The following is a 25070-nucleotide window of genomic DNA, read 5'->3' as shown; positions in this document are numbered from 1 at the left end:
CGTCGGCCCCCGCCGTTCTCCGTGCGTCACGTGATCGAACCGGCACCGGCCTCGTGTGCCGTGCGCGGCAGCGGCGTGACCACGGCCGCGACCACCACGGCCAGCGGCACCAAGGTGGACAGCCACAGCACCAGCTGGAACGAGCCGGTCCACGAATAGAACAGCGAGTACAGGACCGGGGCGAACGCGGTGCCGGCGATGGTCACCGAGGCGACCACGCCGCGGATCGCGCCGATGTGCGCGGTGCCGAACAGTCGCGGCGTCATACCGCCTTCGATGGCCCGCAAGGCGTTCCCCGAGGCGCCGATGGCCACGCCGAAACCGAGCGCCGACCAGCCCGGCTCCACCAGCGTCCCCCAGGCGATCGCGAGCGCGAACGCCAGCATCGAAGCGGCCAGGAGCAGCCTGGGCCGCCCGCGGTCGACCAGGTAGCCGAGGAGGAGCGTCGCGGCCGTGCCGGCGACGGTCTGCGGCAGGAAGTTCGCGGCGGCCTCGGTGCTCGACAGGCCCTGCTCGCCGAGCAGCGCGATCTGGTGGAAGCCGATCGCGGTGCCGAAGAATCCCGCGGTGCCCACACTGGCGACCAGGACCCAGAAGTACGGGTGGCGGACGGCCTCTCCGCGCGTCATGCCCCATTCGGCCTCGGTCCGCTCGCCGTTGGCCGGGTCCCCGTCGACGAACTGGCCGATGTCGGCGGGCCGGTTGCGCACCAGCAGGACCGCGAGCGGGATGACGATCAGGGCGACGGCGGCCGCTTCGACGAGCATGGCGGTGCGCCAGTCGGTGGCCGCGATGAGGCGTTCGAGGAGGACCGGGGACACGGAGATGATGCCGCCGCCGACGGCGCCCTGCAGGCCCAGCACGGTGCCGCGGCGCTTCTCGTACCAGCGCGAGACGAGTGTGGCCGCGCACAGGCCGAGCGCGCCCTGGCCGAGCATGCGGATGCCGACGAAGCCGGCGCCGAGTCCGATGATGTCGGTGGCGAAGGAGAGGCCCAGCAGGGCGAGGCTGAACAGGGCGGCGATGACGGCCATGGCGCGCCTGGCGCCGTACTTGTCGACCGCCCGTCCGATCCACGGCAGCGCCATCGCGCCGGTCAGGGTGCCGACGAGGTAGGCGGTGGAGATGAGGGTCCGGCTGACGCCGATCTCGGCGATCATCGGGTCGAGGAAGACCGAGATCGACGCGGTCTGCCCGGGGGCGGTGAGCCCCAACGCGATGGTCGCTACGACGACCATCCGGGGACCGGAGAAGCGGCGCTGGGCGGCGCGGGGCTCGGTGGCGATCACGTGGTCGAACTCCAGAAGGGCGCGTGGTGGCGGCGGGTGACTGGCCGGGCGGCAAGCGGCCGCCTACTACACTAGAGCGCGGCAGGCCCCGAATCGGCGGATTGTTTCCCGCTGACTGGATGAAGTGTTCGAACTCACCGGCTCGGCCACGAGCGCCGCCCGCCCCGGATGCGGTGGTTCCTATCTGGACTGTTCACGCGGTCGGCAGGAACACCCGCATCGCGGAGCCGCCCCTCCGCGCCCACCGGTGGTAGGGGACCAGTCGCACTTCCCGCAGGGCCGTCCCCTCGCCCGGCTGACCGGACGGCGCCGAGCGGTACGGCGGACGGCCGCGCTCGGGCACCGGCGGTCGAGTCGCACGCATCCGGACCACCGCGCCGCCGCCGTCGGCGCGCGGAGGATACGAGGCGTCGAGTCGGGCGTCCTCCAGCGACCAGTCCTGGGGCAGGTCCGCCGATTCGGCGCACAGCACCAGCGGACCGCGTTCGACGGCGACGCAACCCCGTACGGCGTCGATGCGCCCGTCCGGCCAGGTCAGGCGCGGCTCCACCGGCAGATCGAGAGTGATCACGGTGCCCGCTTCGAGGACGTCCCGCACCGTAGCCCACCCCGGTGCGGCGGAGCGTTCGCCGGTGCCGTGGACCAAAGTGGCTCCCTCGGCCCAGTCGGGCACCCGCAAACGCAGGTGGACCGGTCGATCCGGCGCGCCGAGGACTTCGATGCGGACCGCGCCCTTGTACGGGTAGCCGGTGTCCACGCGCAGCGCCAGTTCGCCGCCGGCCTCGAGCCGGACGCGCATCTCGCAAGGCGTGTACTGCAGCAGCGAGACGGTGTCGCCCTCGACGGAGGCGGCGTAGGCCTGCCACGCGGCGAGGGTGCGGGCCAGGTTCGTCGGGCAGCATGAGACGTCGAACCACGGGGCGCGCACGCCGCCCTCGGCGCGCGGGTTGACCTCGTCCGGCCGCACGTCTGCCGCGGCGCCTCGTTGGTGGAGGGGATTGGCGTAGAAGAAGGTGCGGCCGTCGGGCCCCGGCGAGGCGGCGACCACGTTGTAGAACGTCCGCTCCATCAGGTCGGCGTACCGCACCTCGCCGGTGGCGAGGTAGAGGCGCCACGAGACCATGACCGAGGCGATCCCGGCGCACGTCTCGCAGTAGGCCCGGTCCGGCGGCAGCTCCCAGTCCTCCCCGAACCCCTCGTCCTGGTGTCGCGATCCCATGCCGCCGGTCAGGTAGGTGCGGCGTTCCACGGTGCGGTCCCACTGCCGCGCGACGGCGTCGAGCAGCTCGGCGTCCCCGGTGTCGACGGCGATGTCGACCGCGCCGGCCGCCAGGTACAGCGCCCGCACCGCGTGGCCGCGCCAAGCCTCGGCCTCGCGCACGGGGACGTCGTCTTGAAAGTAGGAGGCGTCGAGCAGCGCGACGGGCTTCAGCGTGCCGTGCCCTCGCCGGTCGATGAACGTCCGCGCCTGCTCGGTGTAGCGCCTCTCGCCGAGGGCGCGGCCCAACTCGGCCAGCCCGAGCTCGATCTCGGGGTGGCCGCAGACGCCCTCCCGGCCGTTCGGCCCGAACTCGCGGCACACGTGGTCGGCGGCCCGGCGGGCCACTTCGACGAGCTTGTCCGCCCCGAAGGTCCTCACGCGGGCGACCGCGGCCTGCAGCAGGTGCCCGGTGCAGTACAGCTCGTGCCCCGACGACAGGTCCGCGTAGCGCGGCTCCTGGCCGACGTGCCCGTAGCAGGTGTTGAGGTAGCCGTCGTGGTCCTGGGCCGCGGCGATCCGGTCGACCAGCGCCTCCAGGATCTCGTTCGCCCACTGCCCGCCGGTGCGCCCGTACTCCCAGGCGAGCGCCTCGACGAGCTTGTAGACCTCCGAGTCGGAGAACGGCCAGCCGGGACGCGGGGCGTCGGTGGCGCCCTCGGGAACCCGGTCGAAGTTCGCGATCCAGCCGAGCCGCTCCATCCACTCCAGGCAGTGCCGGAGCGTGGCTTCGGCGTTCGTTCGCTGGAGCCGTTCCCAGAAGCCGTCGGTCAGACGCAGCTCGTCCAGTGCGGCCCCCCGGATCGCGCTCTGGTACGGAGCCACCGGTACGGGCCGGGCGGCGGTGTCGTCGTGCACTGATTCAGTCCTTCACGGCCCCGGCGGTCACGCCGGCGGCCACATATCGTTGGGCGACGACCAGCAGGACCGCCGCGGGAAGCGACGCCACCACGGCGGTGGCCATGATCGCGTTCCACTGCGTGGTGTTGTTGCCGATGTACTGGTAGATGCCGAGCGTGATCGGGATGTGCTCGGCCGAGCGGCTGAGCGTCGAGGCGAAGATGAAGTCCGACCACGCCCACAGGAACGCGAACAGGGCCACCGTGAGCGTCGAGTTGCGGCTCGCCGGCAGCACGACCTTGGTGAAGGTCCGCCAGGGGCCGGCGCCGTCGATCCGGGATGCCTGGATCAGTTCGCGCGGTATGCCGGCCATGAAGGTCGTGTAGAGCAGCACGCCGAAGGGGACGGCGATAGTGGAGTCGGCGACGATGAGACCCGGCACGGTGTTGAGCAGCCCCAGACGCACATAGATCGCATAGAAGCCCATCGCCATCACGACCGCGGGGATCATCTGGGCGACCAGCAGCAGGAAATTCAGCGCCCGGCCGCCGCGCAGGTTGAGGATCGCGAGCGCGTAGCCTGCCGGCGCAGCGATCATGACCGTCAGCGCCACGCAGCCGAACCCCACCACCAGGCTCGTGCCGAGCGCGGGGAGCTGCTGCGACAGCGCCGCGGAGTAGCCGTCGAAGGTCGGCTCGGTCGGGAACCAGCGCGGGTCGCTGCGACGCAGGTCGCCGGTCGGCGTCAGCGAGACGTTCACCATCCAGTAGACGGGGAACAGCATCAGGGCCGTGAACACCACGCCGAGGGCGGTCTTCCACCAGGTTCGGACGGTCATGACTTCTCCCAGGAGCGCTGCATCCGCAAGTGGACGAAACCGAACACGAGCGCGATGACGATGAGCAGGTTGCCGATCGCGGCCGCCGGAGAGAAGTCCGGCTGCCCGGTGCCGAAGGCCTCCCGGTAGGACCACACCGCGAGCGTCAGCGACGCGTCGCCGGGCCCGCCGGTGGTCATGATCCACACGACGTCGACCACCTTGAGCGTGTAGATGAACCCGAGCAGCAGCGTGATCGCCGAGACCGGTCGCAGGAGCGGGAAGGTGATGCGCCAGAACCGCTGCCGGGCCGAGGCCCCGTCAAGCGAGGCGGCCTCGTACAGCTCCGAGGGGATCTGCTGCAGGCCGGCGTAGAGGATCACGAGGTTGAACGGGATGCCCAGCCAGATGTTCGCGATGATCACGGCGATCAGCGCGGTGTCCGGCGAGGTCAGCCAGTTGATCTGCTCGCCGCCGAACGCCTCGATGACCGAGTTGACGATTCCGTTCTCGCTGTTGAGCATCCACGACCACGTCGAGGCCGAGACGATCAGCGGCAGCAGCCACGGCACGAGGAACAGGGCGCGCAGGACGCCGGAGAGCCGGAAGTTCGAGTGGAAGAACACCGCCAGCGCCAGCCCGATCGCGTACTGGAACCCGATCGAGACGAGCGTGAACAGCGCGGTGTTGAGCAGCGCGGTGGGGAAGGAGTCCGAAGCGAACACCTCGGCGTACTTCTCGAAGCCCGCGAACGCCGGATCGCCCTGGACGAAGGCCCGGACCGTGTAGTCGTGCAGGCTCAGCTCGATGTTGCGCCACAGCGGGTAGGCGTAGAACACCACCAGGTACGCCAGCAGGGGAGCGGCGAACCCGAATGCGGTCCATCGCCGCGCCGGGCCCTTGGAGTCGCGTCGCCGGGGCCGGCTCCGACCCGGTGCGGCGGGCGCTCGGCCCGCCGCACCGTCGTCGGACACACGTCCGGCCGTGTCGACCGAGGTCGTGGTCATTCGTCGATTACTCCACGGCCGCTTCGGCATCGGCCTGCGCCTGCTGCAGCGCCTCGGTCGGCGTGGCCGACCCCGACAGCGCGTTCTGCACGGCAGTCCACAGTGCCTCCGAGATCTTCGGGTAGTCCGTGCCGAGGTTGTCGCTCGTGCGGCCCTTGGCGTCGCGGACGGCCTGGACCCACGGCTCCAGCTGCGGCTCGGCCTCCAACAGCGCCTCCTGACCCTCGGCGGTCGGCGGAATGTAGTACGCGAAGGTCGTCGCGGTCTCCACGAAACCCTCCGGCGTCGTCATGCACTCCACGATCTGGCGGGTGACGTCGTAGCGCTCGGTGTCGGACTGCACGGGCGCGATGATGAATTCGCCGCCGGTCGGCGCCGGAGCGACCCCGCCGTCACGACCCGGGATCTGGACGACACCGGTCTCGAAGCCGGCCTCGGCGGCGCTGTTGACCTGCCAGGTGCCGTTGACGGCGAAGGCGAACTCGCCGGTGAGGAACTCCTCCCAAGTGGTGTTCTGGGAGTTGGTCAGCACGGAGTTGGGGGCGTACCCGGACTCGAGCCAGCCGGTCCACAGTTCGAGGGCCGCGACCGCCTCGGGCGAGTCGAGGTCGCGCAGATCGGCGCCGGCGCCCCAGAACCAGGGCAGGAACTGGAACGACCCTTCCTCGGTGCCGATCGCGGCGAAGGTGATGCCCTTGTCGCCGTTACCGGTAACCTGCTCGAGCGCGGCCGTCATCGAATCCCAGTCGGTGATCGAGGCGGGGTCGACCCCTGCTGCGTCGAGCACCTCGGCGTTGTAGTAGATCGCCAGCGTGTTCGCGCCGATCGGGATGCCGTACGCCGCGTCGTCCACCACGCCCGCGGCCAGCAGGTTCTCGTCCACCCCGGTCACGTCGAGGCCCAGGTCGCCGACGGTCGTCAACATGCCGGTCTCGGCCAGAGTGGACACCGCCGGATTGTCGAGCAGGATGATGTCGGGGCTGGTGCCCTCCTGCGCGGCCAGCAGGGCCCGGTTGGTCAGGTCCGTGGTGTCCGAGGCGGTGCGCTCGATGGTCACACCGGCCTCCTCCCCGCAGGCGTCGACGCGCTCGGCCCAGTCCGAGCTCTCGTCGTGCTGCGGGTACGGGTCCCACCACGTGTAGGTGTCGGCGTCTCCGCCGCCGTCGTCGCCCGACGAGCAGGCGGCCAGCGCGAGCGAGGCGGCTGCCACGCCCGCCGCGGCAAAACGGACGAGGGGTTTGCTCTTGGCGTACTTCATTGGTCGTTCCTCCTAGAACGGGGCTCGGACGGCGGCTCTGCCGACCGAGGTGAGGGGACGGTCATCGCCGCGCGGGCGGCGGAGCGGTGCTGCCCCGGTCGATGAGCTCGGGCGCGACGAATCGGACGACGTGCGGAGCCTCGGCGGGGACCTCCTTCTCGATGCGGCGAACGAGCTGCCGCACCGCCATGCGCCCGAGCCGGTCGGGCGCGCTCTCAATGGAGGTGAACGGCAGCGAGAAGGTTCTGGCGAACTCGTCGGAGTAGCGGCCGACCACTGAGAGGTCGGCCGGGGCGGACAGGCCGCGCTCGTGGAGCACGGTGGGCAGTGCCGCGGCGGCGGCCTCGTTGTTGAACAGCAGGCCCGTGGCCGCGGGATGGCCGTCGAGCAGCGCGTGCAGCTCGCGACCGATCTCGGGCTGCGAAGAGGATCCGTAGACCGCGTGGAGGTGGACCCCGCGGGCGGCGGCCGTCTCCAGCGCGGCGTTCTGGAGGCGCCACACGTAGGCGCCGCCCCGTTCGATCACGTGCTCGGGTTGCGAGACGAGGACCAGTTCGCGATGTCCGAGGGCGACCAAGTGCTCGACCATGGTGCGGCCGGCCTCTTCGAAGTCCAGGTCGAAGACGTCCACGCCCGTGCAGTCGCCCGGCAGACCCACCAGGGCGCCCGGTTGCGGCGCGGCGCGGAGGATCGGCAGGCGGTCGTCGTTCTCGGCGACGTTGAGCAGCACCACGCCGTCGACCATGCGCGAGTCGGTGATGCGCTTGAGCGCCTCCGGTCCGTGGGGGTCGGAGCTGAGGAGGATGTCGTATCCCAGGTCGCGGGCGGTGTTGGCCACGCCCTGCATGTACTGCAGCATGGCCGGGGCGAACTCGTCGGGCAGGAACTGCGCGAGCAGGCCGATCACCATCGCCTTGGAGGTGGCCAGCGCGCGTGCTCCCGCGTTCGGCGTGTAGCCCAGGTCGCGGGCCGCCTGCTCCACCCGAAGGCGGACCTCGTCGGAGACCGCGCGCTTGCCGCTGAGGGCGTACGACGCGGTCGATCGCGCCACGCCCGCGACACGGGCGACGTCTCCGATGGTGGTCACGGCTTCCTCCTTCGACTCCGGTCGCGATCATGCGAACCGGTTCGAAGCCTAATTGATCATGCTCCCGAAAGCAAGTCCCCGTCCGGAGGCATATTGCCAGGCTGTGACCTCTATATATTGAAGTACTTGCATCGAACGGCGTTCGAAACTAGCGTCGAACGCGAACTGGAACGTCGAACCGGTTCGCGATCTCAACGAGGAGTTGTAATGCAACCCACACTCAGACGGGCGCTCACGCGCCTGAGCATCCTTGCCCTGGCCATCGGCGCCGCCGTGGCCGGTCCCGCCGCCCCGTCAGGGGCCGCCGGGCTGACCCTCGGCGTCGACATCGGCCAGGTGGTCCGTCCGGCCACGCAAGTCGCCGCGGGCGGCCTCTACGGCGTCGGCTCCGACAGCCAGCCGACCACCGACATGCTGTTGCCGTTGAACCCGACCAGCTTCACTCAGCCCGCGCCCGGCACCACCCACCTGGGCAACGGTGCGACCGAGCCGTGCTGCGACTCCCTCGAGGTCGCGCACAACCTCACCCGCGCCGGCGCCCAGCAGTTCATCCGGATGCCGGACATCTACCCGTCCTTCCCCTACCAGTGGCAGGGCTGGGCCGACTGGGAGCAGAAGGTCACCACTATGGTGAACGACCGCCTGGCCCGCACCGACATCACCAACATCCACGGCTGGGAGCTGTGGAACGAACCCGACTGGACCTGGGACTCGTCGGCGGGCTCCTGGCACGACGGCTGGACCCGCACCTACAACCTCGTACGCTCACTGGACTCGGTCACTCCGATCGTCGGCCCCAGCGACGCCACCTACGACCACGACCGGATGCTCGCGTTCATGACCCATGCGCGCGACACCGGCACGCTTCCCGACGTCGTCGTGTGGCACGAGCTCGACGACATGGACTGGGACTCCTTCGACGACCACGTCGCCGACTACCGCGCCATCGAGAACCGGCTCGGCATCTCCCCGCGCCCGATCGCGATCAACGAGTACAACAGCTACAACCAGATGGACATCCCCAGCGTCGCGCTGCACTGGATGAGCGTGTTCGAGCGCCACGGGGCCCGTGAGGCTCACCGCGCCTACTGGTTCGAGGCCGGCACCTTCGACGGCCTGTTCACGCTCGACAACCAGCCGACCGCCTCCTACTGGCTCTACCGCTGGTACGGGGCCATGACCGGGAACATCGTGGAGACCACCCCGAACAGCTGGCTCGACGGCGTGGCCTCCTACGACTCCAGCCGGCAGATCGTCAACGTCGTCTTCGGCGGCGACTGGGGCGACAACGCGGTGCGGGTCGACGGACTCGGCCCTCTCGGCTCCCAAGTCGACGTCGAGGTCCTGTCCACTCCGGGCTCGGGCCGGCACACACACGTGCCCTCGCCGACCGTGGTCTCCCAGCAGACCATGTCGGTCAACGGCGGCTCGATCACCGTCCCGGTCAACGGCATGAACGCCGAAGCCGCCTACCAGCTGCTGATCACTCCGGCCGGTGGGCCGACGACGTCATGGCAGCAGGTCTACGAGGCCGAGAACGCCACGGTCGTCCACGCCCAGACCCGCGCCTCGGGCGCAGCGTCGAACGGCTACTACGTCGGCGGGATCGACAACGACACCGACATGCGCTCGGACTCGTTCGTCGACTTCACCGTCAACGTCCCCCAGTCCCGCAGCTACACGATGACGATCCGCTATGCCAACGGAACCGGTTCGACCTCCACGCACGGCCTCGCCTACAACGGCGGAGCCTGGTCCACGGTCTCGTACCCGCCCACATCCGGCTGGGCGCAGTTCGGCACCACCAGTGTCACCGTCACATTGGACGCCGGATACAACGTGATCCGCCTCGCCAAGGGCTCGCCGGGCTTCGACGGCGGCACCGGATACGCCGAGCTCGACAGCATCACGCTGGAGTAGCCTCCTCGGCGTGCCCGCCTATGGCGCGGTCCGGGCCCGTTCGTGTCGCGCACGGGCCCGGACCGCGGCGCCGTGCCCCCGTGTCACCCCTCCGACGTGCGGGTATTCCAGTGCCGATGAGGCCGCCGAAACGGGCAGAGGACCCGCAGCGACAACAATGGGCCGAGGAGCTGTCATTGCGCCTGGACCGGCCGATGAGCGCGCTGGGGATCATCTTCGTGCTCGTGGTGCTCGGCCAGGCCCTCGCGCAGAGCACGGCGCTGACGGCCGTCCTGTCCGCCGCCGCCTGGCTGCTGTGGCTCGTCTTCGCCGGCGAGTACGCGCTCCGGCTCTACATCGCCCCGCACCGCCTCCGGTTCCTACGCCGGACCTGGTGGCAGCTGGTCTTCCTCGCCGTCCCCTTCCTCCGGATCCTGCGCGCCGCGCAGGTCGCCAGAGCCGCCCGCTTCGGACGCGTCCTCAGCTCGGCCGTGCGCGGCAGCCGGTCGGCCGGGCGGCTGCTGTCCAGCAGGATCGGCTGGCTCAGCTCGGTCAGCCTCATCGTGGTGCTGGGCGCCAGCCAACTGCTCGACGCCTTCTCCGACTACGAACGCTACGGCGACGCGCTCCACGACGCGGCCATGGGCACCATCACCGGCGAGCCGCTCACCGCCGGCGGCGACTTCGCCCGGGTGCTGGAGGTGGTACTGGCGGCCTACTCGGTCGTCGTCTTCGCCGCCCTGGCCGCCTCACTGGGCGCCTACTTCCTCGACGAGGGCGCACGGCTCCGAGAAGGCGGCACCGAGGCGACCCGGCGACCTTGAGCGGCGACCGTTTGGCCCCTCTGCCGCCGGGTATGCGGGAGGGCATGTCCGACCGAGACCGCCCCGAGCGCCGCGATGCGCTGCGCGAGAGCGAGACGAGCGCGGCCCGCATCGTGCTGCGCCCGGTCGGGACACCCCTGCCCCTGGGGTTCCTCGGGCTGCTCGTCGCCACGGTGTCCTTCTCGGCGCTCCAACTCGGTTGGATACCCGCCTCGCAGAGCGCCAACGTGGCGCTCGTGGCGCTCGGCCTCACCGTCCCGGTCCAACTGCTCGCGTCGGTGTTCGGATTCCTGTGCCGCGACCCCGTCGCCGGCACCGGCATGGGCATCCTCGCCGGCACCTGGGCCGCCGCCGGGCTCGCCACACTGACCTCACCGCCCGGAGCCACGAGCCCGGGACTCGGCATCGCCCTGCTGGCGGCCGGAACCGCGATGCTCGTGCCCGCCGCCGGAGGACGGCACAAGGCCGTGGCCGCGGCGGTCATGGCCGCCAGCGCCGTCCGGTTCATGGTCACCGGCGTCGCCGAATTCTCCGGATCCGCCGGCTGGATGACCGCGGCCGGATGGACCGGTCTGGTGCTGGCGGCCGTCGCCCTCTACGCCGCGCTCGCCTTCGAACTCGAAGACAGCGAACGGCGCGACGTGCTTCCCGTGTGGCGCACCGGCGGCGCCGCCTCGGCGGTGAGCGGGGACTCGAGCGCCCAACTGGAGGACATCGTCCGGGAACCGGGCGCCCGCAAGCAGCTTTGAACCGCCGCCGCTCCGGCCACCGAGACCGACGCGCGAGCGCCTGTTACCGGCGGGCCATCTGAGTCCAATGGCGACACTTGTGGTGGGATGGACTGGTGGGATTGTCTCCTCGCGCGGAATGAGAGTGAAATGTCACGCACATTCCAGATTCTTGTTGCCCGGGGGTTGCCAACATCGACACCTTCACGGTTAGCTGTACGCAACGGGCCACGCTGTGACACAACGAGCCAAACCACCGGGCCGACCGGCACACCGCCCTCACATCACACATCCAATCGCGATCCGCGATCGCCTCATGAACGTCCGAACTGTGCCACCTGCGAAAGGGCCATGAACCATCCCCACGAAGCCTCGTCCGGCGACCCGACCGGCGACCAGTACGCAGACCCAGCCCAAATGCGATGGCAGCCTCCGCCTCCCAAGACGCCGGAACTCGAGCTCGTCGAGGAGCTGGTCGTCAGCTGCCTCGACCAGGTCACCTGGCGTCCGATCGTGCGGCCCCGCATCATCGGCCTGGGCCTCGCCGCATGCCTCCTCGGCCAGCTCATCGCCTTCCGGCAGGTCCAGGTGGTCGACCGCGCACTGGTCATGTCCTACACCTCCCAACCGCCGAAGACCGTGCTGGCGCTCGAAATATGGGAGGCGGTCAAGGCCGAGTCGAGCCCGCAGCCGGTGAAGACCTGGCTGCGCTACCTCGCCGAACGAGGCATGGGCAGCGGCGGCATCTTCACGCGCGTGGTCGACCGCATGGTCTCCCGCGGCCATATCACCGTCGAACGCCACGGCATCCTGGGGCGCCGCCTCGCCTACGTGCCCGCCAACCGCACCGCCGCCGCCTGGCCTCTCGCCCGAGTCCGGCAGGGCATCAACCGGGACGACTCCGCGAGACTCTCCGGCCGCGACGCCTTCCTCGCGGGACTGCTGACCCGCATGGGCCTGGGGAGCCGACTGGTCGACACGGACGCGGGCAAGGACCGCCTCCGGGCCGCCGTCGCCGAACTCGAGCCGGCCGTCCAGAGCCTCCTCGACCACCTCGACGCGGCCGTCGGAGAAGCGGCCATGACCCAACGCCACTGACCGTCCCTCACTGTCCACTGAAGAAAGAAGAAGGGATACCCCTGTGTCCGCCACCCCCGAACCACAGGTCGGCTCCATAGCCGACCGATTGGCCGCCGACAAACTCGGCGTCATGGGACTGCTGCACTTCTCGCTGACCGCCGCCACACCGCTGACCGTCATCGCCGGCGTCACCGTCACCGGCTGGGCCCTCACCGGCCAGATCGGCATCCCGGTGGCCTTCGCCGCCATCGGCGCGGTCCTCGTGCTCTTCTCCATCGGCTACACCACCATGGCCCGGCACATCGCCAACGCGGGCGCCTTCTACGCCTTCGCCGCCCGGGGCGTCTCGCCCAGCGTCGGCGTCGGCGCGGCCCTGGTGGCACTGGTGGCCTACACCGGACTGTCGATCGGCCTCTACGGCCTGCTCGGCGTCGCCACGACCCCGCTGCTCGAATCCTGGTTCGGATGGGACGTCGCCTGGTGGGTCCCGGCCGGAGTCCTGTGGCTCCTGGTCGCCGTCCTCGGCACCCGCGCCGTGGACATCAACAGCAAGTTCCTCGCCGTCCTGCTGAGCCTGGAGATGGCGATCATCCTCGTCTTCAGCTTCTCCAACCTCGGCAACCCCGCCGCCGGTGAGTTCCGGTTCGACGCGCTCGATCCCACGCTGCTGGTCACCTCCGTCTCCGGCGCGCTGCTGGTGCTCGGCTTCCTCGGCATGGTCGGCGTGGAGATGCCCACCGTCTACGCCGAGGAGACCAAGAACCCCCGGCGCACCGTCCGGACCGCGACCGTGCTCGCCATCCTCATCCTCGCGGTGCTCTACACCGTCGCCTCCTGGTCGATGACCGTCGCGGTGGGACCCGACGACATCGTCCAAGCGGCCCGCGAGGCCGACCTCGGCGTCTTCTTCGGCCTCATCGAGACGCAGATGGGCGCCACCATGGCCACCACGGCCGAGGTTCTCCTGGTCACCAGCGTCGTGGCCGCCGCGATCTCGTTCCACAACACCGTCGCCCGCTACGCCTTCGCGCTCGGCCGCGAGCACGTCCTGCCCGCCTCGCTCGGCCGCACCTCGCCGCGCACCGGCGCCCCCATGCGGTCCTCGCTGGTCCAGTCGGCGATCGCGCTGACGGTCCTCGTCGTCTTCGCCGCGGCCGGATTCGATCCGCTGGTCGACCTGTTCTACCTGTTCGGCACCTCCGGGGGCTTCGGCGTCCTCGTGCTGGTCACGCTGGCCTCCGCCGCGGTGGCGGCCTACTTCGCCCGCGATTCGCGCGGCGAGAGCGCCTGGAGCACCCGGTGGGCGCCGCTGCTGGCGACGGTGCTGCTGCTGTCGATCACCGTCATGGCGATCATCTCGTTCCGCGACCTGCTCGGCGCGGGCCCGGATTCCCCGCTGCCGACGGCGGTCCTGCTCGTCTTCGCGGCCGTCGGGCTGCTCGGCGTCGGCTGGGGACTGGTGCTGCGCCGGACCCGACCGGACCTGTACCGGCGCATCGGCGCGGGCCCGCAGGCCCCGATCGCCGAACCCGAGCCCGAGGACGAGACTCCCGCGACGGCGGGGGAGCGCTCATGAGCGACATAGTCGTCCACCTCGGCTACAGCGGCGACGGGCGCGCCGTCGCCGAGCGCGTCGCCGGGGCCTTCAGCTCGCTCGCCGTGGCGGAGTGGCTGGTGCCCGACGACGTCGACCGGCGTCGCCGAATCCTGGCCGGCCAGTTCGAGATGCTCGTCGCCCCGGCGCTGGCCGGACACGGACACGTCGACGCCGCGCTCGACGACAACGGCGGTCTGGCGGGCGTGGCGGTGTGGCTGGACTTCACCGCCGGTCCGCTGGAGCCGCCGCCGGACTACGACTCGCGCCTGGCCGAGCTGTGCGGCCCGCACCTGGCGCGGTTCCAGGCGCTCGACGACGCGTTCGAGCGCCACCATCCCGATCCGGCCGAGCGGCCGCACCGGCACCTGGCCTTCTGCGCGGTCGATCCCGCCCGGCAGGACCGCGGCATCGGGTCGCTGCTGCTCAAGCAGGGCTTGGAGCGGCTCGACAAAGAGGGCACGGCCGGCTATCTGGAGGCGGCGAACCGCCGCCTGGTCGACTGGTACGCCCGCCACGGCTTCGAGCCGCTGGAGCCGCTCGGGCTCCCGGAGGGGCCTTCGATGTTCCCGATGTGGCGAAGGCCCGTCCCCGTCGCTTGACACCGCAAGCGGCCCGGTTCCCCTCTGGGGAGGGAACCGGGCCGGCTCCGCTTCAGCGGCGGCCCCGGGTCCGATCGGCGCCGTTCAGGCGTCCTCGCGGTCGGGGTTCTCGAGCTGGAAGAAGTTGCTCTGGGAACCGTCCTTCTGCCGCTCCTGGTAGATGAAGTTCAGTCCCCGCTCGTCGAAGGTCTGGAACCAGGAGTCCCAGTCGAGCTGCCGCAGGTCTTCACCGCCGTAGCCCGGGAAGTCGAAGCGCAGCACGCCGGGCCTGCCGTCGTGCTCGGTGCCCGGTACGGTGGCCGGCTCGGCCTCGCGGCGCTCCGCCCAGCGGCGGATGACGTCGTGGTTCGTGGTCACCAGGGTCTGCCCGTCGTGGTCGGGCTCCTGATCTGGTGACGTGATCTCCTGCGCGTACTTGAGCGATTCCGACTTCTGCGAACCGCCGCGGACGCCGCCTTCGGACTCCATGTCAAGCCTCCTCGCTTCGAAGTGGTGCCTGCGCAGAGCTGTACCCGCCGCAGATGCGAGATAACCCCCTGTGACGTCGGCGGGGAAATCGGTGCCGGCCGGCTCGGTGGCCGCGATGAGTTTCCCGCCGCCGCGTCGTCTGTACTGCCAGACACACCCCTGAACTCGTACACCCGAAAGGAAACCATCCCCATGAGCACCACCGAGCACACCACCGACGCTGAGGCGATCCGCGTCGGCCCCGGCCGGGCCCTGAACATCGTCCTGTGGGTCCTGCAGGGCCTGCTGGCCGCGTTCTTCGCCGTAGCCTCGGCCGCCCCGAAGCTCTTCGGCGAAGCCAGCGCCGTCGAGGGCTTCGAGCTCATCGGCGCCGGCGACTGGTTCATCTACTTCGTCGGCGCGGTCGAACTGGCCGGCGCCATCGGCCTGGTGATCCCGCGCCTGTCCGGCCTGGCGGCCATCGGCCTGAGCCTGGTGATGATCGGCGCGGCCTACACCAACGCCTTCGTCGTGGACGGGCACTGGCCGGTCTCCACCCCGCTGATCCTGCTGGTCTTCACCGTCTTCATCGCCTGGGGGCGGCAGGACCGGACGCGACGCCTGTTCAGCCGGGGCTCATAGTCTCCGACGGCGACCGGGGGCGCTCGCGCTCAGCGTGAGCGGCCCCACCGCAGACGGTCGGAGCGCCAGGTACGCATCGGGTCGCCGAGCTCCAAGTCGGCGAACCACCGCGTCCAGTCCGAGGGCTCGTATCCGGTGCCGAGGTCGGTGTGGTGCAGTTCGACCTCCACCAGGCGGCGGGCCGGGATCTCGGTCGCCGGGAACGTCGCGCCGGCCGGCGACCGGAGCGTCACCTCCCACGCCCGGTCCGGCGTCGCCTCCACTGTGGCGGCGAACGCCGCGGCGGACTGGGTCAGGTCGGTGACGAGCTCGTCGACCGAAGCCTCGCCCCCGGCTCGGATGCCGGCCTCGCGCGCTTCGGGACTGGCGTATCCGGGCACGCCCTCGCCGGTGGCGGCCCAGTTGAGCATCGCGCACATGGCGTCCCCCGAGCGGGCGATGTGGGTGACGACGTGGGCGCGGGTCCAGCCCTCCAGCCGCGAGGGCCGCCGCGCCTCCTCGTCGGAGAGGCGACCGACGGTCCCGATGAGTCGCTTGGTCGCCTCGGCGATCGCGTTCATGGTCTCGGCTCTATCGTTGTCCACGGGCGCATGGTAACCGCTCGGCCCAGGAGCGGGGAAGACGCCATTTCACTCGGGAACGGGAGAGCCTCTGGGGTTTCACCGCAGCAGCGCGTCGAGCCGGTCCGGGTCGAGCGCGTGCTCGATGACCATCACGCCGGCCCCGATCGCTCCGCTGCTCTCGCCGGTGCGTGCGGCGGCGATGCGCAGATGCCTGGTCGCCAAGGGAAGCGAGCGCTGGTAGATGACCTCGCGGACGCCCGCCAGCAGGTGGTCGCCGGCCAGCGCCAGCGATCCGCCGATGACGATGATCGACGGATTGAAGAAGTTGACCGCCCCGGCCAGGACCTCGCCGATGTCGCGGCCCGCCTGGCGGATGAGCTGCAGCGCCGGGACCGAGCCCGAACGCGCCAGCTCGACCACGTCGAGCGAGCCGCGCGCCTCGATGCCCTGCGCGGTGAGCCCGGAGGCGATGGCCGCGCCGCTGGCGACCGCCTCGAGGCAGCCGGTGTTGCCGCAGCGGCACAGGGCCTCGTCGGCGCCGGAGACCTTGATGTGCCCCATGTCGCCGGCCGCGCCCTGCGCGCCTCGGTAGACGCGGCCGCCGGCGATGATGCCGCAGCCGATGCCGGTGGCCGCCTTGATGAACAGCATGTGCTCGGAGTCGGACCAGGCCGAGAAGTGCTCGCCGAGGGCCATGATGTTGACGTCGTTGTCGACCAGGACCGGCACCGGGAGGCGCCGGCCGACGTACTCGGGGACGTCGAATCCGTCCCAGCCGGGCATGATCGGCGGGTTGACCGCGCGCCCGGTGGAGTGCTCGACCGGGCCGGGCAGGCCGATGCCGACGCCCAGCAGGTCCGAGGCGGGCCGGGCGACCTCGTCGAGGAGCTTGTGCCCGTGGTCGACGACCCAGTCGAGCACCGCCTCGGGGCCGAGCGCGATGTCGAGGTCGGCGTTGACCTGAGCCAGCACCGTCCCGGCGAGGTCGGTGATCGCGAGCCTGGCGTGGGTCGCGCCGAGGTCGGCGCCGAGCGCGATGCGGGCGTGCGGGTTGAACGCGAACGTGGCCGGGGGCCTGCCGCCGGTGGAGGCGGTCTCCCCTGAGGGGGCGATGAATCCGGCCGACAGGAGCGCGTCGATGCGTCCGGTGACGGTCGAGCGCGCCAGGCCGGTGAGCGCCGACAGCTCCGAGCGGGTCCGGGGCACGCCGTCGCGCAGGAACCGGAGCAGCGTGCCGGCTCCCGCCGGGGCCGAGGGCGCCGGTCGGCGCGGCGCGGGCGAATCATCTGTCACAGGACCAGTGAATCACATCGTGCGAGGCGCTCATATGACATCACTATTTCATAACATCGCGCAACTTTTGCTTGCGAGATGTCAGAAGTCCGTCCTAGAGTCGCCATATGGCTCCAGTCACAATCAGCAGGCCGTCGACCTACCGCGCCGCGATCATCGGCACCGGCTTCATGGGACGGGTCCACTCCCACGCCATCGCCGTCGCCGGCGGACAGGTCACCGGCATCGCCGGCTCCAGCCCCGAACGCGCCCACCAGGCCGCCGACGCCCTCCGCGCCGACGCGGTCTTCGAGGACGCCGACGAACTCATCGCCGCCGCCGACGTCGTCCACGTCTGCACGCCCAACCACCTGCACGCCCCCCTCGCACTGGCCGCCATCGAAGCCGGCAAGCACGTCGTCTGCGAAAAGCCCCTCGCCACCGACGCCGCCACCGCCCAGGCCATGACCGACGCCGCCGACGACGCCGGCGTGGTCGCCGCCGTGCCCTTCGTCTACCGCTTCCACCCGATGGTCCGCGAAGCCCGCGCCCGCGTCGCCGCCGGCGGCATCGGCCGCCTCACCCTCGCCCACGGCTCCTACCTCCAGGACTGGCTACTGCGCCCCGACGACGACAACTGGCGCGTCGACGCCGACAAAGGCGGCCGGCTCCGCGCCTTCGGCGACATCGGATCCCACTGGTGCGACCTGCTCGAATTCGTCACCGGCGACCGCATCACCGCCGTATCCGCCAGCCTCGCCACCGCCAACCCGCGGCGAAGCGGCCGCGACGTCGCCACCGAAGACATCGTCACCCTCCAGTTCGCCACCGCCGGCGGCATGATCGGCACCACCGTCATCAGCCAAGTCTCGGCCGGCCGCAAAAACCGCCTCTACCTCGAGATCTCCGGAACCGAGGCCACCGTCGCCTTCGACCAGGAACAGCCCGAGACCCTCTGGCTCGGCCGCCGCGACCACAACGCCGTCCTCGCCCGCGACCCCGAGAACCTCAGCCCCGAAGCCGCCCGCCTCGCCCACGTCCCCGGCGGCCACGCCCAGGGCTACCAGGACTGCTTCAACGACTTCGTCGCCGACGTCGCCGCCGCCATCAACGGACCGGCCCCCGACGGCCTCCCCGTCTTCACCGACGGCCTGCGCGCCGCCCGCATCGCCGAAGCCGTCGCCGCATCGGCCCGCAGCCGCAGCTGGACGGAGGTGATCGCATGACCGACGCACCGGTGCTGGCCATGCGCGGCATCGACAAAGCCTTCCTCGGCGTCCCCGTGCTCCGCTCAGTGGACCTCGCCGTGCAGCGGGGCGAAGTCCACGCCCTGGTGGGGGAGAACGGCGCCGGCAAGTCCACCTTGATGAAGATCCTCGCCGGCGTCCACACCGCCGACGCCGGCACCATCGAGCTGAACGGCCGGCCCGTCTCCTTCACCCACCCGCTCCAAGCACAGCACGCCGGCGTCTCCACCGTCTTCCAGGAATTCAACCTCCTGCCCGAACTGTCGGTGGCCGAGAACGTCTTCCTGGGCCGCGAACCCCGTCGCCGCGGACTCATCGACCGCCGCACCATGGCCGACCGCACCACCGCCATCCTCGGCGACCTCGGCGTCGACGACCTCGCCCCCAGCACCAAAGTCGGCGCCCTCTCCGTGGCCCACCAGCAGATCGTCGAGATCGCCAAGGCCCTGTCCCAAGGCGCCGACCTCATCTGCATGGACGAGCCCACCGCCGCGCTGGCCGACGCCGAGGTCGAGCTGCTCTACCGGCTCATCGACCGCCTGCGCGACAAAGGCGTCGCGGTCCTGTACGTCTCCCACCGGCTCCGCGAGGTCTTCGACCTGTGCGACCGGATCACCATCCTCAAGGACGGCCGGCTCGTCGACCGCGTCGACACCGCCGACATCACCCCCGACGACCTGGTCACCGCCATGGTCGGCCGCCGCATCGACACCGTGTTCCCGCAGCCGCTGCCCGGCACCGACATCGGCGACGTCCGCCTGCGGATCACCGGCGGCGGCAACGCCCAGATCGACGGCATCGACCTCGAAGTCCGGGCCGGCGAGATCGTCGGACTGGCGGGCCTGCAGGGCTCGGGCCGCACCGAGATCGCCAATGCCGTGTTCGGCATCGAACCGCTCACCCGCGGCGCCCTCACCGTCGACGGCCGGCGACGACGCGTCAACAAGCCCCGCAAAGCCATTGCGGCCGGCATCGCCCTGGTCACCGAGGACCGCAAAGCCCAAGGCCTGGCGATGCGGCAGTCGGTCAAGGCCAACGCCCGCATGGTCCTGGACGCCAACGCGAGCGTGCACTCCCGCCGCCGCCTCGCCCGGATCCCCGGCATCCTCTCCAGCCTCGACCTCGTCGCCCGCGGCCACGATCAGGAAGTCCAGTACCTCTCCGGCGGCAACCAGCAGAAAGTCGTCGTCGCCAAGTGGCTCGCCACCGAACCGGGCGTCATCGTCCTCGACGAGCCCACCCGCGGCATCGACGTCGGCGCCAAGCACAAGCTCTACTCGGTGATCCGGCAACTCGCCGCCGACGGCATGGCCGTCCTCCTCATCGCCTCCGAGCTCATCGAAGTCATCGGACTCGCCGACCGCATCGTCGTCCTCCACGACGGCCGCATCGCCGGCGAACTGCCCGGCGGCGCCACCGAACAGCAGGTCATGGCCTACGCGACCGGACGGGGCGACCGATGAACGCCCGCAGGCTCGACACCACCGCCCTCATCTACCTGGCGCTCGCCGGAGTGATCGCCCTCGGCGGCATCGCCGTCGCGATCGACGGCGGCAACCTGTTCTCGACGGCCAACCTCGTCGACATGTTCACCCGGACCAGCCTCACCGGATTCCTCGCCATCGGGATGACCCTGGTCATCCTGTGCCGGTCGCTGGACCTGTCGGTGGGCTACGTCGCCGCCCTCACCAGCCTCGTCGCCGCCACCACCATGGCCGGCGACCCCGCCCGAGTGCCCCAGGCGATCGGCGCGGTCCTGCTCGTCGCCGGCCTCATCGGCGCGGCCAACGGCGCGATCGTCGCCTACCTCGGCGTCAACCCGTTCATCGCCACCCTCGGCGTCGGGCTGATCATCAAGGGATACCTCGACACCGAGTACCGCGGCCCGGCCGGCGACGTGCCGGCGGTCTTCCAGCAGTTCGGGTACACCCGCATCGGCTTCATACCGGTCTCCACGATCGTGATGCTCTGCGTGGCCGCCGCCGGCATCTGGTTCCTGCACTCGACCAGGACCGGACACCACATGTACGCCGTCGGCGGCAACATCGACGTCGCCCGCATGTCCGGCATCCGCACCAAACGGGTGCTCATCACCGCCCACATCCTGTGCAGCATGTGCGCCGGCATCGCCGGCCTCCTCCTGGCCGCGCGCTTCGGCACCGGCTCGGCCGAGGCCTACACCAACCTCTACGAACTCGACGCCATCGCGGCGGTCGTCCTCGGCGGCACCCTGCTGCTCGGCGGCCGCGGCGGCGTCGCCGGCACCGTCGCCGGGGTGGCGATCCTCGCCGTCCTCGACACCGTCTTCAACGTCATGCAGATCGACCCGTTCGCCAAAGACGTGCTCCGCGGCGCGATCATCATCGCCGCCGTCGCCATCTACGCCCGCCGCCAGATCGACCGCACCGCGCGCCGGCCCCGCTTCGTCGCCGCGGTCGAAGGGAGGGCGTGATGCAGCGAATCCGACGCGCCGCAACGGCGCTCATGGGCGGCGGCACCGGCACCGTCTTCGCCCTGCTGGCGGTCATCTTCGCGATCGTCTTCGCCGTCAACCCCGGCTTCTTCGAAGCGCCCTCGCTGATGGCCTTCCTCAAACAGGCCGCGCCGCTGGTGATCCTCGCCGCCGGGCAGTACTTCGTCATCGTCTCGGGCAACTTCGACCTGTCGGTCGGCGCCCTGGTCGGCGCGCAAGTCGTGATCGCCGCGCGACTCATCGACGGCGACGAGGCCAAGACCTGGCCGGTCATCGGCATCATGGTGCTGTTCGGGATCGGCGTCGGCCTCGTCAACGGATTCATCACCACCGTCCTGAAGGTCCAGTCGTTCATCACCACGCTGGGGATGATGCTGGTCCTCTACGGCGCGATCCGCCTGTGGACCGGCGGCGCGCCCACCGGGAGCCTCTCGGAGGCCTTCCGCGTGCCCGGCCGCATGGGCATCGAGAACGTACCGGTCCTCGGGCAGGTCCCGTGGGCGCTGCTGATCATGCTCGCCTGCGGCGCGGCCGTGATCGTCCTGATGCGCACCCGCTTCGGCCGGGTCCTGATGGCCTCCGGCGACAACGACCTCGCCGCCGAGCTCTCCGGGGCCCGGGTCAACACCGTCCGCACCGCCGCCTTCGTCCTCTCGGGACTCTCGGCGACGGTCGCGGGCATCCTCATCGGCGGCTTCGCCGGCGTCAGCGCTCAAGTCGGGGAGGGCATGGAGTTCACCGTCATCACCGCGGTCGTCCTCGGCGGCGTCGTCCTCGGCGGCGGCCAGGGCGCCGTCATCGCCGCCATGGGCGGGGCCCTCACCGTCGAGGCCCTGTTCACGTTGTTCAACCAGCTCGCGCTCCCGGCATCGCTGCGGCCCAGCGTGCAGGGCGCCATCATCATCGCCGCCGTCGCCTACGCCGCCTGGCGCCGGGCCCGGCCGGCCACCGCAGTCACTCCCTCATGAAAAGAAGGTTCCGAACCATGCAAACCACGCGACTCGCACTCGCTTCAGCGGCCGTCTTCGGGCTACTGCTGGCGACGGCCTGCACCACCGACGAGATCCCAGAACCCGAGGACGAACAGACCACCGGCGAATCCGGAGGCGACGAATGGTTCGTCCAGGCCGACTACGAACGCCAGCTCGAACAGCGCGAGATCGAACCCGAAGGCGACCCGTCGGAGCCGTGGCTGCAGGCGATCGAACCGGAATGGGTCGACACCGCCGAGTTCGCCCAGGAAGGCGGCGACCACACCGTCTGCTTCTCCAACGCCTCGGTCTCCAACCCGTGGCGCGTCACCGGCTGGATCACCATGCAGCAGCAGGTGCAGGTCCTCCAGGACTCCGGCCAGATCGGGGAGTTCCGCCACTCGGACGCCGCCGATGACGACGACCAGCAGATCTCCGACATCCAGGCCTTCGTCGACTCCGGAGACTGCGACGCGCTCATCATCTCGCCGTCGACCACGGCCACGCTCACGCCCGCCGTGCAGACCGCCTGCGACTCCGGCATCCCGGTGATCGTGTTCGACCGCGGCGTCAACACCGACTGCGCGGTCACCTTCATCCACCCGATCGGCGGCTACGCCTACGGCGCCGACGCCGCCGAGTTCCTCGTCGACGAGCTCGAACCGGGCTCGACGGTCCTGGCGCTGCGCATCCTGCCCGGCGTCGACGTCCTCGAGCACCGCTGGGCCGCAGCGCAGCAGATCTTCGGCGACTCCGAACTGGAGATCCTCGGCGACGAGTTCACCGGCGGCGACGCCGCCGAGATCAAGAACATCGTCACCCAGTACCTCCAGCGAGGCGACGTCGACGGCATCTGGATGGACGCCGGCGACGGCGCCGTAGCCGCGATCGAGGCGTTCGAGGACGCCGGCCAGCCCTACCCGGTCATGGCCGGCGAGGATGAGCTGTCGTTCATGCGCAAATGGAAGGAGACCGGCATGACCGCCATCGCCCCGGTCTACTCGAACTTCCAGTGGCGCACCCCGGTCCTGGCCGCCACGATGATCCTCGCCGGCGAGCAGGTCCCCGCCGAATGGGTCCTGCCGCAGGAACCGATCACCGAGGCCGAACTGGACGACTACCTCGAACGCAACGCCGACATGCCCTCGCTGCACTACGCCAAGTTCGGAGGCGAGGACCTGCCCGGCTACCCCGACGCCTGGCGAGACCGCTGATGCGGCCGATCGGCGTCAACACCTGGGTCTGGGCCTCGCCGCTCGACGACGAGGCCCTGGCCCGCATAGCTCCGGGCGTGCGCGACTGGGGGTTCGACACGATCGAGCTCCCCGTCGAGCACCTCGGCGATTGGGACCCGGGCCGGGCCGCCGACCTCCTCGGCGAGCTCGGCCTGGACACCACAGTGGTATTGGTCATGGGTCCCGGCCGCGAACTGGTCAACGCACCGGACCAGACCGTGGCCGAGACCCAGGCCTACCTGCGCGGCGTCGTCGACGCCGCGCAGGCGGTGGGCTCGAACGTCATCGCCGGACCGGCCTACGCCTCGGTCGGCCGGACCTGGAGGATCGACGACCGCGCCGCCGCCTACCGGCAGCTGCGCCGGCACCTGGCCCCGGTGGGGGAGTACGCCGCCGATCGCGGCGTCACCGTCGCGGTCGAACCGCTCAACCGCTACGAGACCAGCGTGATCAACACGGTCGACCAGGCGCTCGAGGCGCTCGACGGCCTGCCGGGGTGCGCGCTGGCCCTGGACGTGTACCACCAGAACATCGAGGAGACCGACATCCCCGCCGCGATCAGACGCGCCGCCGGACGCATCGGCCACGTCCAGGTCTGCGCCAACGACCGCGGCGCGCCCGGGCGCGACCACCTCGACTGGCCGGGGATCATGGATGCGCTCGATGACAGCGGGTACTCCGGCCCCCTGGTGATCGAGTCGTTCACCGCGCACAACGACACCATCGCGACCGCCGCCTCGATCTGGCGACCGCTGGCGCCCACGCAGGACGCCATCGCCGTCGACGGCCTGAGATTCCTGAGGAGCCTGCACGATGCCTAGACCGATCACCCTGTTCACCGGGCAGTGGGCCGACATGCCGTTCGAGGAGCTGTGCCGCCGCGCCTCCGAGTGGGGATACGACGGACTCGAGGTCGCCTGCTGGGGCGACCACCTCGACGTCCGCCGCGCCGCCGAGGACGACGACTACGCAGCCGAACGCCGAGCGATCCTCGCCGACCACGGCCTGGGATTGTGGGCGATCTCCAACCACCTGGTGGGCCAGGCCGTCTGCGACGACCCGATCGACGAACGGCACCAGGCGATCGTCCCGGACCACGTGTGGGGCGACGGCGATCCCGAAGGGGTCAGGCGGCGGGCCGCCGAGGAGATGAAGACGACCGCCCGGGCCGCCGCGAAGCTCGGCGTCGACACCGTCGTCGGGTTCACCGGCTCGGCGATCTGGAAGTACGTCGCCATGTTCCCGCCCGTGCCCGCCTCGACCATCGAAGCCGGCTACGCCGACTTCGCCGACCGCTGGAACCCGATCCTCGACGTGTTCGACGAGGTCGGCGCCCGCTTCGCGCACGAGGTCCACCCCTCCGAGATCGCCTACGACTACTGGTCGACCACACTGGCCCTGGAGGCGGTAGGGCACCGAAGCGCCTTCGGACTGAACTGGGACCCGAGCCACATGGTCTGGCAGGGCATCGACCCGGCCGCGTTCCTGTGGGACTTCCGCGACCGGATCTACCACGTCGACTGCAAGGACACCCGCCAGCGCTTCGACGGCAGGAACGGTCGCCTGTCCTCGCATCTACCGTGGGGCGACCCGAGGCGCGGCTGGGACTTCGTGTCCACCGGCCACGGAGACGTCCCGTGGGAGGACTGCTTCCGAGTCCTCGGCGCGATCGGCTACGACGGCCCGATCTCGATCGAATGGGAGGACGCCGGGATGGACCGCCTGCGCGGAGCGGCCGAAGCGGTCCGCCACGTCCGCGAACTGAACTTCGACCCGCCCGAGGCATCCTTCGACGCCGCCTTCGCCTCCGACTAGGGCTGTCGCTTTGCCTGTACCTGAGCGGCGATGAAGTGGGCTGCGGCCCTGTCGTTGGCGCGGGCGGCATGGCGACGACGAGATAGTGGGTCGGATGGGGTCGGTTGTCGCGTCTCGGATGG

Annotated in this window: 23 protein-coding genes; 14 read left to right on the top strand and 9 right to left on the bottom strand. The window is 70.6% G+C overall.

Annotated features, from left to right (window positions below):
- Positions 1-26: 26 nt before the first annotated feature.
- The 6 genes from ACYVL2_RS14110 to ACYVL2_RS14085 form a co-directional block, all read right to left on the bottom strand.
- Positions 27-1289: an MFS transporter gene (locus ACYVL2_RS14110; RefSeq protein WP_460544357.1), complete on the bottom strand. Its 1263-nt coding sequence runs from the start codon at positions 1287-1289 to the stop codon at positions 27-29.
- A 193-nt stretch (positions 1290-1482) separates the two neighbouring features.
- Entirely contained in the window at positions 1483-3405 is a 1923-nt protein-coding gene (locus ACYVL2_RS14105; RefSeq protein ID WP_460544355.1) for a glycoside hydrolase family 127 protein, read from the bottom strand.
- A 4-nt stretch (positions 3406-3409) separates the two neighbouring features.
- A complete protein-coding gene (locus ACYVL2_RS14100; RefSeq protein WP_460544353.1) occupies positions 3410-4225 on the bottom strand; it encodes a carbohydrate ABC transporter permease in 816 nt (271 codons plus the stop codon).
- Positions 4222-5211, bottom strand: coding sequence for a carbohydrate ABC transporter permease (locus ACYVL2_RS14095; RefSeq protein ID WP_460544352.1), 990 nt, complete (start codon positions 5209-5211; stop codon positions 4222-4224). Before ACYVL2_RS14095 ends, ACYVL2_RS14100 begins: the two co-directional genes overlap by 4 nt.
- Positions 5212-5218: 7 nt before the next feature.
- The gene (locus tag ACYVL2_RS14090) at positions 5219-6469 is read right to left on the bottom strand and encodes a sugar ABC transporter substrate-binding protein (protein WP_460544350.1); all 1251 of its coding nucleotides are present in this window, start codon (positions 6467-6469) and stop codon (positions 5219-5221) included.
- A gap of 61 nt (positions 6470-6530) precedes the next feature.
- A complete protein-coding gene (locus ACYVL2_RS14085; protein WP_460544348.1) occupies positions 6531-7556 on the bottom strand; it encodes a LacI family DNA-binding transcriptional regulator in 1026 nt (341 codons plus the stop codon).
- 207 nt (positions 7557-7763) lie between these two features.
- Here ACYVL2_RS14085 and ACYVL2_RS14080 point away from each other — a divergent pair, with 207 nt between their 5' ends.
- The 6 genes from ACYVL2_RS14080 (at position 7764) to ACYVL2_RS14055 (ending at position 14283) form a co-directional block, all read left to right on the top strand.
- The gene (locus ACYVL2_RS14080; protein ID WP_460544346.1) at positions 7764-9476 is read left to right on the top strand and encodes a CBM35 domain-containing protein; all 1713 of its coding nucleotides are present in this window, start codon (positions 7764-7766) and stop codon (positions 9474-9476) included.
- Between the two features lie 116 nt (positions 9477-9592).
- Positions 9593-10279: a hypothetical protein gene (locus tag ACYVL2_RS14075; protein ID WP_460544344.1), complete on the top strand. Its 687-nt coding sequence runs from the start codon at positions 9593-9595 to the stop codon at positions 10277-10279.
- Positions 10280-10323: 44 nt separating this feature from the next.
- Positions 10324-11028 carry an acetate uptake transporter family protein gene (locus ACYVL2_RS14070; protein ID WP_460544342.1) on the top strand — a complete coding sequence of 235 codons (705 nt, stop codon included), beginning with the start codon at positions 10324-10326 and terminating at the stop codon, positions 11026-11028.
- Between the two features lie 396 nt (positions 11029-11424).
- Positions 11425-12105 carry a GOLPH3/VPS74 family protein gene (locus tag ACYVL2_RS14065; RefSeq protein WP_460544340.1) on the top strand — a complete coding sequence of 227 codons (681 nt, stop codon included), beginning with the start codon at positions 11425-11427 and terminating at the stop codon, positions 12103-12105.
- A 112-nt stretch (positions 12106-12217) separates the two neighbouring features.
- Positions 12218-13663 (top strand): APC family permease, encoded by a 1446-nt coding sequence (locus ACYVL2_RS14060; protein WP_460544413.1) that lies wholly within the window; start codon positions 12218-12220, stop codon positions 13661-13663.
- A complete protein-coding gene (locus ACYVL2_RS14055) occupies positions 13660-14283 on the top strand; it encodes a GNAT family N-acetyltransferase (protein ID WP_460544338.1) in 624 nt (207 codons plus the stop codon). The genes ACYVL2_RS14060 and ACYVL2_RS14055 overlap by 4 nt, the downstream gene beginning before the upstream one ends.
- A gap of 84 nt (positions 14284-14367) precedes the next feature.
- Here ACYVL2_RS14055 and ACYVL2_RS14050 read toward each other — a convergent pair whose 3' ends face one another.
- Positions 14368-14751, bottom strand: coding sequence for a hypothetical protein (locus ACYVL2_RS14050; RefSeq protein ID WP_460544336.1), 384 nt, complete (start codon positions 14749-14751; stop codon positions 14368-14370).
- Between the two features lie 192 nt (positions 14752-14943).
- On the opposite strand from ACYVL2_RS14050, the gene ACYVL2_RS14045 reads away from it, so the two are divergent.
- Positions 14944-15372 carry a DoxX family protein gene (locus ACYVL2_RS14045; RefSeq protein ID WP_460544334.1) on the top strand — a complete coding sequence of 143 codons (429 nt, stop codon included), beginning with the start codon at positions 14944-14946 and terminating at the stop codon, positions 15370-15372.
- Positions 15373-15401: 29 nt separating this feature from the next.
- Here the strand turns inward: ACYVL2_RS14045 and ACYVL2_RS14040 are convergent, their stop codons facing one another.
- Together ACYVL2_RS14040 and ACYVL2_RS14035 are read right to left on the bottom strand one after the other, a co-directional pair.
- Positions 15402-15956: a DinB family protein gene (locus ACYVL2_RS14040; RefSeq protein ID WP_460544332.1), complete on the bottom strand. Its 555-nt coding sequence runs from the start codon at positions 15954-15956 to the stop codon at positions 15402-15404.
- A gap of 75 nt (positions 15957-16031) precedes the next feature.
- A complete protein-coding gene (locus ACYVL2_RS14035; RefSeq protein WP_460544330.1) occupies positions 16032-17228 on the bottom strand; it encodes an ROK family transcriptional regulator in 1197 nt (398 codons plus the stop codon).
- Between the two features lie 107 nt (positions 17229-17335).
- On the opposite strand from ACYVL2_RS14035, the gene ACYVL2_RS14030 reads away from it, so the two are divergent.
- Genes ACYVL2_RS14030 through ACYVL2_RS14000 form a run of 7 tightly spaced genes read left to right on the top strand, consistent with a single transcriptional unit; the run spans position 17336 to position 24948 of the window.
- On the top strand, positions 17336-18433 hold the full coding sequence (locus tag ACYVL2_RS14030) for a Gfo/Idh/MocA family protein (protein WP_460544328.1): 1098 nt from the start codon (positions 17336-17338) through the stop codon (positions 18431-18433).
- A complete protein-coding gene (locus ACYVL2_RS14025) occupies positions 18430-19917 on the top strand; it encodes a sugar ABC transporter ATP-binding protein (protein WP_460544326.1) in 1488 nt (495 codons plus the stop codon). Before ACYVL2_RS14030 ends, ACYVL2_RS14025 begins: the two co-directional genes overlap by 4 nt.
- Positions 19914-20906, top strand: coding sequence for an ABC transporter permease (locus ACYVL2_RS14020; RefSeq protein ID WP_460544324.1), 993 nt, complete (start codon positions 19914-19916; stop codon positions 20904-20906). Before ACYVL2_RS14025 ends, ACYVL2_RS14020 begins: the two co-directional genes overlap by 4 nt.
- A complete protein-coding gene (locus tag ACYVL2_RS14015) occupies positions 20906-21895 on the top strand; it encodes an ABC transporter permease (protein ID WP_460544322.1) in 990 nt (329 codons plus the stop codon). The genes ACYVL2_RS14020 and ACYVL2_RS14015 overlap by 1 nt, the downstream gene beginning before the upstream one ends.
- Before the next feature lie 17 nt (positions 21896-21912).
- Positions 21913-23112: a type 1 periplasmic-binding domain-containing protein gene (locus tag ACYVL2_RS14010; RefSeq protein WP_460544320.1), complete on the top strand. Its 1200-nt coding sequence runs from the start codon at positions 21913-21915 to the stop codon at positions 23110-23112.
- Entirely contained in the window at positions 23112-23954 is an 843-nt protein-coding gene (locus tag ACYVL2_RS14005) for a sugar phosphate isomerase/epimerase family protein (RefSeq protein ID WP_460544318.1), read from the top strand. Before ACYVL2_RS14010 ends, ACYVL2_RS14005 begins: the two co-directional genes overlap by 1 nt.
- Complete coding sequence (locus ACYVL2_RS14000; protein WP_460544316.1) at positions 23947-24948, top strand: sugar phosphate isomerase/epimerase family protein; 1002 nt, start codon at positions 23947-23949, stop codon at positions 24946-24948. Before ACYVL2_RS14005 ends, ACYVL2_RS14000 begins: the two co-directional genes overlap by 8 nt.
- The last annotated feature ends 122 nt before the right edge of the window (positions 24949-25070 follow it).

This window comes from Glycomyces halotolerans (genome assembly GCF_054779575.1).
The sequence above is the reverse complement of the archived record's forward strand: the minus strand, read 5'-3'. Positions and strand labels throughout refer to the sequence as shown.

Coding starts and splice junctions, on each gene's coding strand:
- ACYVL2_RS14090 (WP_460544350.1), bottom strand. CDS start 6,469: ATGAAGTACGCCAAGAGCAAACCCCTCGTCCGTTTTGCCGCGGCGGGC.
- ACYVL2_RS14025 (WP_460544326.1), top strand. CDS start 18,430: ATGACCGACGCACCGGTGCTGGCCATGCGCGGCATCGACAAAGCCTTC.
- ACYVL2_RS14055 (WP_460544338.1), top strand. CDS start 13,660: ATGAGCGACATAGTCGTCCACCTCGGCTACAGCGGCGACGGGCGCGCC.
- ACYVL2_RS14080 (WP_460544346.1), top strand. CDS start 7,764: ATGCAACCCACACTCAGACGGGCGCTCACGCGCCTGAGCATCCTTGCC.
- ACYVL2_RS14020 (WP_460544324.1), top strand. CDS start 19,914: ATGAACGCCCGCAGGCTCGACACCACCGCCCTCATCTACCTGGCGCTC.
- ACYVL2_RS14050 (WP_460544336.1), bottom strand. CDS start 14,751: ATGGAGTCCGAAGGCGGCGTCCGCGGCGGTTCGCAGAAGTCGGAATCG.
- ACYVL2_RS14045 (WP_460544334.1), top strand. CDS start 14,944: ATGAGCACCACCGAGCACACCACCGACGCTGAGGCGATCCGCGTCGGC.
- ACYVL2_RS14030 (WP_460544328.1), top strand. CDS start 17,336: ATGGCTCCAGTCACAATCAGCAGGCCGTCGACCTACCGCGCCGCGATC.
- ACYVL2_RS14005 (WP_460544318.1), top strand. CDS start 23,112: ATGCGGCCGATCGGCGTCAACACCTGGGTCTGGGCCTCGCCGCTCGAC.
- ACYVL2_RS14060 (WP_460544413.1), top strand. CDS start 12,218: ATGGGACTGCTGCACTTCTCGCTGACCGCCGCCACACCGCTGACCGTC.
- ACYVL2_RS14095 (WP_460544352.1), bottom strand. CDS start 5,211: ATGACCACGACCTCGGTCGACACGGCCGGACGTGTGTCCGACGACGGT.
- ACYVL2_RS14070 (WP_460544342.1), top strand. CDS start 10,324: ATGTCCGACCGAGACCGCCCCGAGCGCCGCGATGCGCTGCGCGAGAGC.
- ACYVL2_RS14100 (WP_460544353.1), bottom strand. CDS start 4,225: ATGACCGTCCGAACCTGGTGGAAGACCGCCCTCGGCGTGGTGTTCACG.
- ACYVL2_RS14015 (WP_460544322.1), top strand. CDS start 20,906: ATGCAGCGAATCCGACGCGCCGCAACGGCGCTCATGGGCGGCGGCACC.
- ACYVL2_RS14010 (WP_460544320.1), top strand. CDS start 21,913: ATGCAAACCACGCGACTCGCACTCGCTTCAGCGGCCGTCTTCGGGCTA.
- ACYVL2_RS14075 (WP_460544344.1), top strand. CDS start 9,593: ATGAGGCCGCCGAAACGGGCAGAGGACCCGCAGCGACAACAATGGGCC.
- ACYVL2_RS14065 (WP_460544340.1), top strand. CDS start 11,425: ATGCGATGGCAGCCTCCGCCTCCCAAGACGCCGGAACTCGAGCTCGTC.
- ACYVL2_RS14000 (WP_460544316.1), top strand. CDS start 23,947: ATGCCTAGACCGATCACCCTGTTCACCGGGCAGTGGGCCGACATGCCG.